Annotated in this window: 15 protein-coding genes; 2 read left to right on the top strand and 13 right to left on the bottom strand. The window is 55.4% G+C overall.

Features of this window, described 5'->3' with window-relative positions; all coding sequences use genetic code 11:
• Positions 1–56 precede the first annotated feature (56 nt).
• From B2310_RS12245 to gmk, 11 genes are all read right to left on the bottom strand, one after another.
• Positions 57–1385: a MiaB/RimO family radical SAM methylthiotransferase gene (locus B2310_RS12245; protein ID WP_290732043.1), complete on the bottom strand. Its 1329-nt coding sequence runs from the start codon at positions 1383–1385 to the stop codon at positions 57–59.
• Entirely contained in the window at positions 1382–2737 is a 1356-nt protein-coding gene (locus B2310_RS12240; protein ID WP_290732040.1) for a SpoIID/LytB domain-containing protein, read from the bottom strand. The genes B2310_RS12245 and B2310_RS12240 overlap by 4 nt, the downstream gene beginning before the upstream one ends.
• Positions 2738–2747: 10 nt before the next feature.
• Entirely contained in the window at positions 2748–3287 is a 540-nt protein-coding gene (def, locus tag B2310_RS12235) for a peptide deformylase (protein WP_173366197.1), read from the bottom strand.
• 20 nt (positions 3288–3307) lie between these two features.
• The gene (gene yajC, locus B2310_RS12230) at positions 3308–3691 is read right to left on the bottom strand and encodes a preprotein translocase subunit YajC (RefSeq protein ID WP_290732037.1); all 384 of its coding nucleotides are present in this window, start codon (positions 3689–3691) and stop codon (positions 3308–3310) included.
• A 56-nt stretch (positions 3692–3747) separates the two neighbouring features.
• The gene (locus B2310_RS12225; protein WP_290732034.1) at positions 3748–4677 is read right to left on the bottom strand and encodes a cyclic nucleotide-binding domain-containing protein; all 930 of its coding nucleotides are present in this window, start codon (positions 4675–4677) and stop codon (positions 3748–3750) included.
• The gene (locus B2310_RS12220) at positions 4677–5588 is read right to left on the bottom strand and encodes a cyclic nucleotide-binding domain-containing protein (protein WP_290732030.1); all 912 of its coding nucleotides are present in this window, start codon (positions 5586–5588) and stop codon (positions 4677–4679) included. Before B2310_RS12220 ends, B2310_RS12225 begins: the two co-directional genes overlap by 1 nt.
• 25 nt (positions 5589–5613) lie before the next feature.
• Positions 5614–5961 carry a 50S ribosomal protein L19 gene (gene rplS / locus B2310_RS12215; RefSeq protein WP_173382384.1) on the bottom strand — a complete coding sequence of 116 codons (348 nt, stop codon included), beginning with the start codon at positions 5959–5961 and terminating at the stop codon, positions 5614–5616.
• Between the two features lie 16 nt (positions 5962–5977).
• Positions 5978–6682 (bottom strand): tRNA (guanosine(37)-N1)-methyltransferase TrmD, encoded by a 705-nt coding sequence (trmD, locus tag B2310_RS12210; protein ID WP_173382394.1) that lies wholly within the window; start codon positions 6680–6682, stop codon positions 5978–5980.
• Entirely contained in the window at positions 6682–7275 is a 594-nt protein-coding gene (gene rimM / locus B2310_RS12205; protein ID WP_173366192.1) for a ribosome maturation factor RimM, read from the bottom strand. Before rimM ends, trmD begins: the two co-directional genes overlap by 1 nt.
• 76 nt (positions 7276–7351) lie before the next feature.
• The gene (rpsP, locus tag B2310_RS12200) at positions 7352–7771 is read right to left on the bottom strand and encodes a 30S ribosomal protein S16 (protein WP_290732027.1); all 420 of its coding nucleotides are present in this window, start codon (positions 7769–7771) and stop codon (positions 7352–7354) included.
• A gap of 201 nt (positions 7772–7972) precedes the next feature.
• Positions 7973–8536 (bottom strand): guanylate kinase, encoded by a 564-nt coding sequence (gene gmk / locus B2310_RS12195; protein ID WP_173366190.1) that lies wholly within the window; start codon positions 8534–8536, stop codon positions 7973–7975.
• A 189-nt stretch (positions 8537–8725) separates the two neighbouring features.
• Here gmk and B2310_RS12190 point away from each other — a divergent pair, with 189 nt between their 5' ends.
• Positions 8726–10051, top strand: coding sequence for a hypothetical protein (locus tag B2310_RS12190; RefSeq protein WP_290732022.1), 1326 nt, complete (start codon positions 8726–8728; stop codon positions 10049–10051).
• A gap of 120 nt (positions 10052–10171) precedes the next feature.
• Here B2310_RS12190 and B2310_RS12185 read toward each other — a convergent pair whose 3' ends face one another.
• The gene (locus tag B2310_RS12185; RefSeq protein ID WP_290732019.1) at positions 10172–10444 is read right to left on the bottom strand and encodes a hypothetical protein; all 273 of its coding nucleotides are present in this window, start codon (positions 10442–10444) and stop codon (positions 10172–10174) included.
• 61 nt (positions 10445–10505) lie between these two features.
• Between B2310_RS12185 and B2310_RS12180 the strand changes: the two genes are divergently transcribed.
• Positions 10506–11480, top strand: a complete 975-nt coding sequence (locus tag B2310_RS12180; protein WP_290732016.1) for an FISUMP domain-containing protein — start codon at positions 10506–10508, stop codon at positions 11478–11480.
• Positions 11481–11573: 93 nt separating this feature from the next.
• On the opposite strand, the gene B2310_RS12175 is transcribed toward B2310_RS12180, so the two are convergent.
• The gene (locus tag B2310_RS12175; RefSeq protein WP_173382378.1) at positions 11574–12488 is read right to left on the bottom strand and encodes a glycosyltransferase family 2 protein; all 915 of its coding nucleotides are present in this window, start codon (positions 12486–12488) and stop codon (positions 11574–11576) included.
• Between the last annotated feature and the right edge of the window lie 8 nt (positions 12489–12496).

Here is a 12496-nt window from a genome sequence, read left to right as displayed (position 1 = left end):
GCTTGAAAAGGACCCGGCAAAAGCCGGGCCTTTTTTATATATGCTCGAGGCCCGCCCTAGTCCTGTTTTTCCCCGATGAGTGCGAAGGGTTCTGCACCTGTGATGCGGACCTTTAGCGACTTGCCTGCGGGAATGTCGCCGACGAGGGCTACCGGGCGGTAGGCCTCGTTCCGCGCGATGGAGGTGCCACTCCGGTGGCCCGCCTTTTCGGCGGTGACGCGGCACTCGCGACCCATCCACCGGGAATTGTTCTGTTGCGCGATTTTTTGGAAGGCCGCGGCAAGCACGGCGGAACGTTCGTGCTTGATACTGTCGGGTACGCGCAGTGCCGTGTCGGCCTCCATCCGCGCGGCGGCCGTTCCCGGCCGGGCGACAAAGCGCGTGATGTTGCATACCGTCGGTCGGGTGTCACGGAGCAGCTGGAGTGTCGCCTCGAAGTCGCTGTCCGTTTCTCCGGGAAATCCGACGATGAGGTCGGTGCTGAGGGTCGCTAGCGGGAAGCGCGTGTTGAATTCGTCGGCGAGCCGGAAAAAGTCACTTGCGGAGTGCCTCCGGTTCATCGCCTTCAGGATTCTGTCGCTCCCGCTCTGCACAGGAATGTGGATAAATTTGTAGAGACGGTCGTCCTGGAAACATTCCCAGAGCGAATCTGCGTATTGCTGCATGTGGCGCGGGTTTCCCATGCCGAGGCGCATCCGGTAGTCGCCGGGAACATGCGCGAGAATGTCCTGCGTGAGTTCTGCAAGGTTTGTCCCGATGTCGAACCCGTAGCAGGCGCAGTCCTGGCCGGTAAGCTGGATTTCGGAGCAACCGTCAGCTACGAGCTGTTTGACCTGCTCGACGATTCCTTCGGGGGCGTAGCTTTTGAGACGTCCTTTCACGAGGTGCGTGCTGCAGAACGCGCAGGCGTCGAGACAGCCTTCCTCGATATTCACGATTCCTGTGAACGGCGATTCTCGAAGGATCCTGCCTTGCATCGGAATTTTGGATTCCGCGACAAGGTTGCTAATTCCAGAGGTGGCGGAGATTTCCTTTAAATCCGTAAAAACTACTTTGTTTGTGAACCTGGAGGCTTCCTCGCGGAAGTCCTTCGGGGCGCACCCTGTGATGAACAGCGGCACATCCGGAAACGATTCGGATGCGGCCCGTAAAAGCTTCAGAGCCCCCGCGTTGCCCTTCACGGTGCAGACGTTCAGGTAGATGGCGTCAGGCGTAACCTGCTGACTTGGCTTTCCTTGTGCGGTTGACTTCGCTTCCGGTAGGCTGAACAGGATGCGGCAATCCGGGTGTAGGGTGGCTAGCGCCCTTGCAATGCGTTCCCCGTCGCCGAAATTTGCGGCACACCCCTGGCTGATTACGGCAAAAACCGGATCCTCGGCACTCATTTCTCGAACCGCTCCAGCGTGATTCCCGGGTAGTAGTGCGTGAGGATGGTCTTGAAATCTTGGCCCGCGGCACTCCGGGCGCGGACGCCCATTTGGCACATGCCGACCCCGTGTCCGAATCCTTTGCCGGAAACTGTCCATTCGCCTTTCTTGTGTTCTATCCTGAAGAACGACGACGGGAGGATTGTCCCGCCCTTCTTGAACAGCCATCGCACTTTGTCGCCCCGGACTTCGAACTTGCCCTTGTCTGTTTCGACGGCGAGCGTGAGGATTCTTCCGCTCGGGAGCGTATCCTTGATGGCGATGTCCTTGATTTTCTTGAAGTCCGGGGCTTTCGCCTTGGCCTCTTTCGCATTCTTTTTCGCGAGCGTTTCCATTTCCTTGTCGCCGAACTTGCGTTCCCACTTGCTGTAGCTCGATTCGCTGCACCAGGGCGTTCCGTCGGGGCGCAGGTCGGGGCTGCTTTTCAGGTAGGGCAGGTCGGGGCGTTCCCAGGTGGCGAGCGTCTCGGTTTCGCCGCCGCAGGTGGAATGGTAGTAGGCGATGATGAATTCGCCGTTGTAGGTCATCACGATTCCGGCGGTCGCCTTCACGGCGCTGTCGGTGAGTGGGGTTGCGCTTTGTAGGCCCTTGTACACCTGGTCCTTGGTGTCGGCGTACACGTCGAAGCCCATGGATTCGCGGCTGCCGAAGTGCTTGTAGGCATACGTGCGCGCGGCGATGGCCTGCGATTCGAGGGCACTGAACCTGCTGCTGTCGAGCTTGCCGATTTCGTAGGGCACGACACCGCGCAGGTAGTCCTCTACGTCGACCACGTTTACTGCGTTTATCAAACCCTTGCTTGCGCTTACGTAGAAGTGCCCGGGGTAGCACGCGGTGGCGAGTTCCTTTGTCGTCGGCGCGATAGAGATGCAATTCCCTTCGCCGTAGATTTCCTTGCTGTCGAGCGTGGCGGCGTTTTCCTTGCCCTGGAACTTCACCTTGTTGCCCGCTGGGGTTATGTGTATGGTCTCGCCTTCGAGCTTCAGGTAGAGTTCCTTGACTCCGATGTAGACTCCCACTTTCAGGGGGCGGTTCAGGTTCTCGGGAATCTTTTTTGCGATGACGCCTGCCGGCAAGTTTGCGCTTGCGTTGTGCGTTTCGGAGACGCTTGTCGCTTCGATCGGTGTGAAATTTACGGGTGCCCCGTAATCGGATTCGTCGTTTGTCTGCTTCTGTCCGGCGGAGTCCTGCGGTAGAGCTTGCTGGACGGGTTTTGTCTCGGGCAAAACCGGCAGTTCAAAATCGTCGGCAAACGCTATTGCCGAAAGTGCGAAAACGCAGAGCGCGGAAAATTTAGGACACCCAATCACCAACCGCCGGTCACTTCTTCTTCAGTTTTGCCTGGGTCTCTTTCGCCATCTTGCGGAGCTTGGACTGGTTCATCGTGCGGTCGGCGGTAGAAATCTTGTCCACGAACAGGTCGCCGTTCAGGTGGTCCGTCTCGTGCTGGATACAGCGGGCAAAGAGCCCTTCGCAGTTATGGATTTCTTGCGGTTCGCCGTTGATGTCGAAAAAGCGCACACACACCTTGTCCGGGCGCACTACATTGCAGAAGATATCCGGAAGAGAGAGACAGCCTTCGTCGTAGTCCACGGGCTTCGCATCTTCTTCGGGTTCCCATTCGGGGTTGAACATGATGTAGGGACGCGGGTCCTCCTCGCCGGGGATGGCCGTGTCGATGACCACGAGGCGGATGTTCCTGCCAATCTGCGGGGCGGCAAGCCCACAGCCCGGGGCGTCGTACATGGTTTCGAGCATGTCCTGTGCCAGTTGGCGCAGTTCCGGAGTGATTTCGGTAATCGGCTCGCTTTTTTTGCGGAGCACCGGGTCGCCGTAAATGCGGATGGGGAGGAGGGCCATGGGTTATTCCTTGTCGCGGATTACTTCTTTTCGTCCTTCTTTTCTTCGGCGGACTTTGCTTCGGCGTTCAGCACGCGGAGAATGGCGCCCTTTTCGAATTCGATGAGGGTCGTGGAGGATGTACGCACGGTCACGTAGCCCGTGGAATCCTCGATGTTCGTGACGGTGCCGATGATGCCGGCCGTGGTGATGATCTTGTCACCCTTCTTGAGGGCCTTGCGCATTTCTTCCATCTTCTTCCTTTCCTTGCTCTGCGGGCGGATGAAGAAGAGCCACATCACGACGAACAGGAGGATGATGGGAAGGAATCCCATGATGCCGCCGCCGGGCTGCTGTGCAGGGTCGGCTTCCTGGGCGAATGCGGCGATGGAGGAAAGGGTCACGAGGAGTGCGGAAAGTTTCATGTTTAGCCTTGTTTTAAGGTGATTGTTTGTTTCGCGCGGAAATATAGAAAAATTCGCTATACCAGCTTCTTGTCGAGCAGCGGGAATATACGGTTGAGTTCGAGCAGGTCGAGGATATGCTCGAAGTCGCCGGAGATGCTCTCGATGTTTTCGAGGGCGGATTCCTCGCCAAACGCAGGCTCGGATTGGAGTGTCCCGCTTTGCAGTAGCGGCGCGAGCGTGCGCATCGAAAGGGTGCTTCCGAACAGGGTCTTTTTTGCCTGCGACTCGAACGTATCCATGGGAACGGTGGCATGCCCGTTCTTGAGCGGAATCCCGTTGTCGCGGACGGCCTTTACGAATGCGGTGAGCACGAGCTGGTCGGTGATGGAAAGGATGTTCGGCGATACCTGCTTGTTGATGGCGCGGTAGCGGAGGGCCTCGTAGAGCATGGGGACAATCTGGAGGCTGGAGACCCTCACCGTTTCGCCTTCGACTTTCAAAAGTCCGATGCCCTCTAGAATCTGCAATAGTTTGTCTGTGTCGGAAGCATCCGTGTTGTTGAGGACGAGCATCTTCTTGCGGATGGTCGTAACCGGGATGTTGTCCGCGCCCGAGGTAGAAAGGTGCTTGCTGAAAAGGAACAGCAGTGCCGGGAGCGCCTGCACGATCTTGTGCTTTTTCTGGTTGCTCTCGGCGATGTGGCAGTGGTTTGCGATAAACGAAAGCGTGGAGCGGAACCAGGCAGGCTTGAGTTCGAGTTCACGCTGGAGTGCCGCCTGCTCGATGAAGACTATTTCGCTATTTTCGGCGGCGCGGACCGTGTATTCGCGGGGGGCGCTTTCGAGGAGGCTGAATTCGCCGATGAGCGAGCCGGGCCCGAAGTTCTGCCAGTGCCTCTGCCGCAGCTGCTTGGACATGCCGACGAGCATGCCCGACTTGACGATGACGAGGCTCGATGCCTTGTCGCCTTCGAGGAACAGGTATTCGCCTTCCTTGACGAGCATCAGACGGCCCCCCGGAGGTTGGAGTCGTAACGCAGCGCCGTGAGGAAGTATTCAATCTTCTTGAGGTCGATGTGGAACTTGTTCGAAAGCCCTTCCTTGAAGCAGCCCAGGTCCTGGAGCGTAATCCACTGCGCGACATCGATGGGGAGTTCCCTCTCGTTCAGGAGCGATATCCATTCGGGAGCTTCCATCTCGACGGTCTCGTCGAGCGTGGTGAGGTGCACGAGGATGCGTTTTTGCGGGAGGCTCAGCCGGAGCGGTTCCCATGAGATGCCTTCGTCCTGCGCAAACAGGTAGTCCGAATAGATTTGCATGAGCATCGCGTTGTGGACCTGCAGGTAGAGCGAATCGCCGTCTTTCGAAATGGCAATGAAGTTGCGGCGGGCAAGGGCCTTCACGTCTTCCTTGATGGTCGCTGCCGGGATGCGGGTAATCCAGTTGAATTCACGGACGAGATCTTCGAATGCGTACTTGTGCCCCGATTCCAGGTGGGCGCAGTATTCCGCGAGACTCATCAGCGTATTCTCGACCGGGGTCGTGCGTGCGGTTTCCTTTAGCAGGCGAGTCTTTACGGCGAGGTTCTTCAGGATGGCGAGCAGCCAGACGGGGATGTTCTTGAGCTCGGACTCGAGACATTCTTCCGAGAGCACGGTGATTTCGGAATCTACGGAAGCCTCGATGGTGTAGCGCAGGGGCTCGCGTTCGAAAAGCGATGCCACACCGACGATATCGCCCGGCTGCATCTTGAACTTGACGGTTCGGTTGCCGCCAGCCTTGTCCACGGCGACGAGTTCGCCCTCGTCGAGGATGATGAGTTCCCGATTTCCGGAGTCCGGAGAATATACAACAAAACCCGCCTTCACGCGCGAATGCGTGGGCGGGATAACTTGCTGCCGGGAATTCCCGTTCATCGGGAAACTACCCCTTGAAGCCTAATTAGGCCTCGCGTTCTTCGATACGAGCTGCCTTACCGCGGAGGTTGCGCATGTAGTAGATGCGGGACTGGCGGACCTTGCCGGCGCGGTCGAGAACGATGGAGTCGATGCGGGGGCTGTTGACCGGGAAGATGCGTTCGACGGCCACGGAGCCGGACATCTTGCGGACGGTGATCGTCTTGGAAATGCCGGAGTTCTTGTGCTGGATCACGACACCCTTGAACGGCTGGATACGTTCCTTGGTGCCTTCAATGACCTTGACGTTCACGGTAACGGTGTCGCCGGCGCGGAAAGCCGGAATATCGGACTTCACGTTTTCGTTGTGGATTGCTTCGATGTTCAGGGACATAATGTGTACCTCTTAATTATTTGTCGCCAAATTTAGCATTTAATTTGATTTTTTCAAGGATGTCGGGGCGTCTTTCTTGCGTTCTTTTCAAGGATTCCTGCCTCCGCCACTCCGAAATGTTCTTGTGATGGCCCGAAAGCAGCACTTCGGGCACCTTTTTTCCCTCGAAAACCTCGGGGCGGGTGTAGACCGGCCATCCCAGTACGCCCTGCGCGAAGGAGTCGGTGTCGCCGCTCTCGCGGTTCCCGAGCGCTCCGTCGATGAGCCTCACCACGGCATCGGTCAAAAGCATTGCGGGCAGTTCGCCCCCGCTGACCACGAAATCGCCTATGGAAATCTCCATGTCGACCTCGGTCTGGCGGATGCGGTCGTCGATGCCCTTGTAGTGCCCGCACACGAGCACCAGGTGGGTCTCGTGTGAGAGTTCCTCTGCAATCTTGTGCGTGAAGGGCACGCCGTCTGCCGTGAGGTAGATGACCTTGCCTCCGTCCTGCTTTACGCCCGTGCTGCGGATGGCTGCGGCGAGCGGTTCGGGGCGGAGCACCATGCCCGGTTCGCCCCCGTAGGGCACGTCGTCCACCTGGCCGTAGTCGTTTATCGCGAAGTCGCGGAGGTAGACCGTGTTGAATTCCATGAGGCCCTTCGCCTGTGCACGCCCCATGATGGATTGCTTCATCGGGGCGAACATCTCGGGGAATATGGTGATGCAGTCGATGACCATCATGCCTCCCCGCTGTTCTCGGGCAGCGCTTCCGAGGAGTGGTCCTCGGGGCAGAGCGCCTTCAGGTAGGCTGCGTCGCACACGATGAACTCTCCGTCCTCGTCGATATCGAGCACGCAGTCGTCTATCCACGGGGCGAGGATGGACTTGCTGCTGAATTCGGACTGGAACGCGTCGTCGAACCTGATGTGGAACGCGTTGACCGTCGGGAGTTCCTGCACCTCGAGCACTTCGCCGATGTCCTTGCCGTCTTCGGTATGGACGCGGAAGCCTTCCAGGTCGTCGATGTAGTACTCGCCTTCGGGGGCGGGGAGCCTCTCCGATTCCGGAATCATCACGTCGCCGTTCACGAAGTGCGCGATCGATTCGGGCGTGTCGTAGCCTTCGAACTTCAAAAGCCAGATGTCGTTCGCCTGCTTGGAATCCTCGATACGCAGGTCCAGTTCCTCGCCGTTCGTCTTTTTGAGGCGCACGTCCTTGAGGCTCTTGTGGCGCGTAATGTCGTGGGTGAGGGGCATCGCCTTGATGTAACCCTTCACGCCATGCGTGCGCATGAGCTGGCAGACGGTGATGTAGGCTTCGGAATCGGACATCTTATAGTGGTTTGAAGTGTTCGGGGGATAAAAAAAGTCCCGTGCGTGGGGCACAGGACTCTTTAGCAAAGCTTGATTATGCTTCGGCCGGAGCTTCGGCGGCGGGAGCGGCCTCGGCAGCTTCCTTGGCGGCTTTCTCGGCTTCGATCTTGGCGAGGGCCTTGGGGCCGAGCTTCACGGCCTTCTTCTTTTCCGGACGCGGAGTGGCGGTCTTGCCTTCGATGGAGCGGCCGGCCTTGATCTCGTGGAAGAGGTCGAGGATGCCGACCTGCTTCAGGAGGTTGCGGACGGTGTCGGACGGCTGGGCGCCGACGGAGAGCCACTTGAGGATCTTTTCCTGGTCGAAGCGGATATCGGCCTTCTTGAGGTTCGGGTTGTAGAAGCCGACCTGTTCGATAAAGCTATCGTCGCGAGCCTTGCGGTTGTCGATGACGACGGCGCGGTAGATGGGGTTGTGACGCTTGCCGAAGCGGGCGAGACGGATAACAGTTGCCATTTTAACCTCTTTTTGGGGTTCCCGGAGACCGGGGTTGTTGTTTTTGCCGGGGCAATATAGAAATAAACCATTTGTGTGTAAAGGACGGAAATGTAAATTTTTCCGTCATTTACGTATAAATTAACGTTCAAAACTATAAAATTTGGCGAAATTTCTTCAAAATCGCCAAAAAAAGACTTTTGCGGATTCCCTGCCCGGGGGCTAGTTGCCACCTTTTAGGATGGCGCGGAGCTCATTTGCGGCCTTCTCGAGGTCGTCGTTCACGATGGTATATTCGTATTTTCCCTGCGTTTTCGCGAATTCCATCTCCTTTTTCGCATTGTGGAGGCGGGTCTGGATGACTTCTTCCGAGTCGGTGCCGCGGCCGCGGAGCCTGCGTTCGAGTTCCTCTTCGCTCGGGGGGAGGATGAGGATGCCGGTCGCGTCGGGGTAGACCTTGTCGAAGTTCACCTTGCCGAACACGTCGATGTCGAACAGGACGCGCTTGCCCTGACGGAGCATGTCCTCGACAAAGAACTTGGGAGTGCCGTAGTAGTTGCCGTGCACCAGGTTGTATTCCACCAGCGCATCGTCCTTGATCATCTGCTCGAACTCTTCCTTCGTCTTGAAGAAGTAGTGCACGCCGTTTACTTCGCCCTCGCGGGGGGCGCGGGTGGTGGCCGAGATGGAATACACGATGTCCGGGAATTCGCCAATGACCTTGTCCTTGAGGGTGGTCTTGCCTGCGCCGCTCGCGGCACTCATCACGAAAAGTTTGTTCTTCATGATGTAAAATTTAGTAAAATCGGGCCCGCGGGTGTGATTTTTGACAAAAGGGGCTCCGCGAATTTGATTTTGCTCAAATAAATGAAAGCCGAGGATGTGATATGACGCAAGAGCTCCGCGATGTTGTTAAAAAAAAGTTTTGCGATTGTTATATTTATATTCACTTGGCGAAAGGGATTAGGAGATTCTATGAAATCTAGTTTTATTGCTGTTGTGTTGGCGTGCCTTGCAGGCATGGCCTTTGCCGACCCGACTGTATCTATCTTTGTGAAGGACGCCTCCGAGTTCCAGGCGATACAGGCCGACTTGCAACAGTTGAAGGCGGGCATCGGGAGCGATAACCCCGAACTTGATTCCCTGATTATCCGTGCGAACCGCATCGCGAAAATGAACGACCGGTGTAGCATGGTTTCTATAAACGACGTGCTAGACGAGGAGTGCGGTCATTTTTATGCCGTGGAACTCCCCGAATTCGAATCGCGCTACATGGAAGTGACCGGCGAACTGCGCCTGGGCGTGGTGACCATGGCGAACGACCTGGAACAGCGCACGCAGCAGATTGACGCCTGTACCGACGCTTTTTCCCGCATTATCGCGAGCAAGGAGAACCTCCTGAAAATTGAGGGCGGCGTGGACCTAGAACCGCTCTCGCATGCGGGCGCTTTCGATGCATCTTACAACTTCAAGCTGCGCTACGACGAACGCCGTATGGACCAGCAGAAGCATTTTACCGAACTCTGGCTCTCGAAGTGCGGTGACATTGTGCTGCGTAAGTCGGGCGACGAGTTTGCACCGCTCTTTGTGCAGGCACTCGACCACATGAACGACTCGCTTTTGCATACGAAGACGAACCTGAAGGTGGTGCTCGATACGAGCGACCTCTCGCTCTACCTGGACCTGAACAGGCCGGTGGCGGGCGCGTACTACCTGAGCGGCGCCGAACTCTTCAACGTGACGCAGATTCCTTCGGGCAAGGAGAACGCACACCTGCTGGTGGACATGAAGGACAAGTCGGTGAACTTCCCGAAGGGGCGCGACGGCGAGATGGCCACCTACAAGGGCCGCGTGGAGTTCGAGAAGGCGAGCAACGACCTCGTGGGCCGCTGGATTTGGGGTCGCGATTCTACGGCCATCAAGGCGATGCCCAAGATGAACACGAAGACGGTTGCATCCGAGGTGGTGACCGCCTCGGGAACGGAAACAAATGCTGCCCCGGTAGCGGAAGCTGCCCCGCAGGCGGGCGACAAGGTCGATACCGGCATTCCCGAAGCGGAAAAGTCGGGAGACACGCACTGGGTGCTTATCGGTATTTCGGCGGCGATGCTCGTTGCGGGCACGACGCTTGCTGTGGTTTACAACAACAAGGCCAAAACCGAAAGTGAAAAGAAACCGGCTTCGCGCGAAGAATTCAATAAGCGACATGACGACATCGGCAAGTACCAGAAATTCCGCACTGCGGGTATCGGCATCGCTATTGTGGGTGGAATCGGCCTCGGGCTGAGCATCGCATTCTAGGGAGGAAACTATGAAAAAGATTTTTGCGCTCATCCTCGCTTTCCTCTTTGCGGCTTGCAGCAACTACCAGGAAGAGTTCGACAACAACTTCGGGGCGCTTGAGTATGTGGACGATGTTGATTATTCTTCGTCGTCGGGAGACGATGATCCGTTGCCTTCGTCTTCGGATGTTGATAATCCGTCGTCATCTTCTGTTCCGACATCGAGCGGTGCCGAACCGCAGTCTTCGGAAGCGGTTCCGACCCAGAGTTCTGAGAAATTGTCCAGTAGCTCTGCTGAATCTAGCAGCTCCGCAAAGTCTAGTAGCTCCGCGAAGTCGAGCAGTTCGGTAAAATCGAGTAGTTCGGAGACCTCTTCTTCGTCGTCCAGTTTCGGGTCGAGCGGAAGCTTCACTTATGTGATCAATAGTAAAACATACACTTCAAGCTATGTGAGACATAACAATTATATTTGGATGGACCAGGATTTGGTAAACAGTGTTTGGGGGCATTCTTCAGGTGAATGGAATGGTGCTCCCAAATATTTCACATGGTCAGAGGCTAAGAAAGCTTGCCCGAATGGGTGGCGCTTGCCGAAATCTGAGGAAATTAGAAAGTCTCGTAATTTAGAAAATAGCACATCTTTTAATGATAGTGGTGCTTTGGCAGGTTATTTCCTTTATACTAAATGGCACAAAGTAGGCGAAGAGGGCATGTATTGGACCAGTGACACTACAGGTGGTTATGCCGAAGTCTTTTCGCTTAAGAAAAACGGTGGGGCTGGCAAAATTGTCAGTGTAAATATAGGTTTTGAAGATAAGTCGGTAATGTTACCTGTTCGTTGTGTCCAGCCAAGTGGTAATATGTTTAATGAACCGAGAAGTTCTTCTCTGTCGATTAAACTTTCAAAGGAAAAAATCTATGACAGCACTTATGTGACTGTAACAATAGGCGACCAGACTTGGATGGCGGAGAACCTACTCTATTATTATAACTTTGGCGTCGCAGAGAAGTGTTATGATGGAAATAAAGCTCTTTGCAGGGTATATGGCAACTATTTTACTTGGAATAGTTCGCAACAAATTGATGAAAAGTGTAGCACATACGATAGCAAATGGATTCTTCCGACAGAATCAGATGTAAATACATTAATAGAAACTGTTGGAGGTGTAGATAAACTCGCATCTGTTGGGATGGAAGGGACGAATGCCGCTGAATTTGATATAGTTCCATCGGGCCATTATGCAAAAGGTGCGGTTTTCAAAACTGTGGAAGAATCTGAATATCCAGCGTGTTTCTGGTTGTTTGCGGATGCAATATATGACGAGTCGGATGCATTTTACGAGTCGGATGCATTTTGTATAAAAAAAGATCTCACTGGATCAATCGTTAAACTCCCTGTAGCTGAATATCATCCAATTCGCTTAATACGAAATCCAAGCTGCCGTTAGCTTTCATAGTATTGCGCCTAATTTAAACGTCTACATATAACCGTATAAATCCCGGGGCCGATGGCTCCGGGATGACTTGCTTTTGGATGACTGCTAGTTCTTCTTATCTTCGATGTATAGCGGACGCTGCTTGACTTCGTCGTAGATGCGGCCGATGTATTCGCCGAGGATTCCTATCGACATGAGTTGCACGCCCGCAAAGAACACGATGGCCGTCATGAGCGAAGCCCAGCCGGGGACTGTCGTCGCGGGGCTCAGTATTTTTTCGAGGATGGACCATACGAATACGCCGAAACCGACAACGGTTGCAAAAAGTCCCATGTAGAAACTGACCTTGAGCGGGGCGGAACTGAATCCGGTAATGCCGTCGAAGGCGAGGTGCAGCATCTTCTTGAGCGGGTACTTGGACTTGCCCGCAGTGCGTTCGGCACGGTCATACTTGACGCCAATCTTCTTGAAGCCAACCCAACAGACAAGCCCGCGCAAGAAGCGGCTACGTTCCGGTAAGTTCTTGAGCTGGTCCACCACGCAGCGGTCCATGAGGCGGAAGTCACCGGTATCGGGCGGAATTTCGATGCTTGTGAGCTTGCCGATGATACGGTAGAAGCAGAACGCGGTAAAACGCTTGAAGATGGTTTCGCCCTTGCGCTTGTTCCTCTGCGCGTAGACGACCTGGTAGCCCTCGCGCCACTTTGCGAGCATTTCGTGGATGAGGCTTGGCGGGTCCTGCAGGTCGCCGTCGATAATCACCACCGCATCGCCGATTGCATGGTCGAGCCCCGCGCTGAAGGCAGCCTGGTGCCCGAAATTGCGGCTGAAGTTGATAATCTTGTTATTCGGATTGCCCGGAAGCAGTCCCTCGACAATTTCGCGCGTCTTGTCCTTCGAACCGTCGTTCACGAAAATGAGTTCGTGTTCGATATCCTTGAGTTCTTCTTCGAGAACGCGGTAGGTTTCGGCAACGATTTCTTCTTCGTTAAAGACGGGAATGATGACAGATAAAAGCATGGCTAAAT

The sequence above is a fragment of the Fibrobacter sp. UBA3629 genome, from assembly GCF_002374005.1.
Taxonomy (GTDB): domain Bacteria; phylum Fibrobacterota; class Fibrobacteria; order Fibrobacterales; family Fibrobacteraceae; genus Fibrobacter.
Note: the sequence above shows the minus strand (reverse complement) of the source record. Positions and strands in the feature narration are given on the sequence as shown.

Bases quoted from the DNA above. Each gene is read 5' to 3' on its own strand.
- B2310_RS12245 (WP_290732043.1), bottom strand. From the start codon at position 1,385: ATGAGTGCCGAGGATCCGGTTTTTGCCGTAATCAGCCAGGGGTGTGCC.
- def (WP_173366197.1), bottom strand. From the start codon at position 3,287: ATGGCCCTCCTCCCCATCCGCATTTACGGCGACCCGGTGCTCCGCAAA.
- yajC (WP_290732037.1), bottom strand. From the start codon at position 3,691: ATGAAACTTTCCGCACTCCTCGTGACCCTTTCCTCCATCGCCGCATTC.
- B2310_RS12225 (WP_290732034.1), bottom strand. From the start codon at position 4,677: ATGCTCGTCAAGGAAGGCGAATACCTGTTCCTCGAAGGCGACAAGGCA.
- B2310_RS12220 (WP_290732030.1), bottom strand. From the start codon at position 5,588: ATGAACGGGAATTCCCGGCAGCAAGTTATCCCGCCCACGCATTCGCGC.
- rplS (WP_173382384.1), bottom strand. From the start codon at position 5,961: ATGTCCCTGAACATCGAAGCAATCCACAACGAAAACGTGAAGTCCGAT.
- trmD (WP_173382394.1), bottom strand. From the start codon at position 6,682: ATGGTCATCGACTGCATCACCATATTCCCCGAGATGTTCGCCCCGATG.
- rimM (WP_173366192.1), bottom strand. From the start codon at position 7,275: ATGTCCGATTCCGAAGCCTACATCACCGTCTGCCAGCTCATGCGCACG.
- rpsP (WP_290732027.1), bottom strand. From the start codon at position 7,771: ATGGCAACTGTTATCCGTCTCGCCCGCTTCGGCAAGCGTCACAACCCC.
- gmk (WP_173366190.1), bottom strand. From the start codon at position 8,536: ATGAAGAACAAACTTTTCGTGATGAGTGCCGCGAGCGGCGCAGGCAAG.
- B2310_RS12190 (WP_290732022.1), top strand. From the start codon at position 8,726: ATGAAATCTAGTTTTATTGCTGTTGTGTTGGCGTGCCTTGCAGGCATG.
- B2310_RS12180 (WP_290732016.1), top strand. From the start codon at position 10,506: ATGGACCAGGATTTGGTAAACAGTGTTTGGGGGCATTCTTCAGGTGAA.
- B2310_RS12175 (WP_173382378.1), bottom strand. From the start codon at position 12,488: ATGCTTTTATCTGTCATCATTCCCGTCTTTAACGAAGAAGAAATCGTT.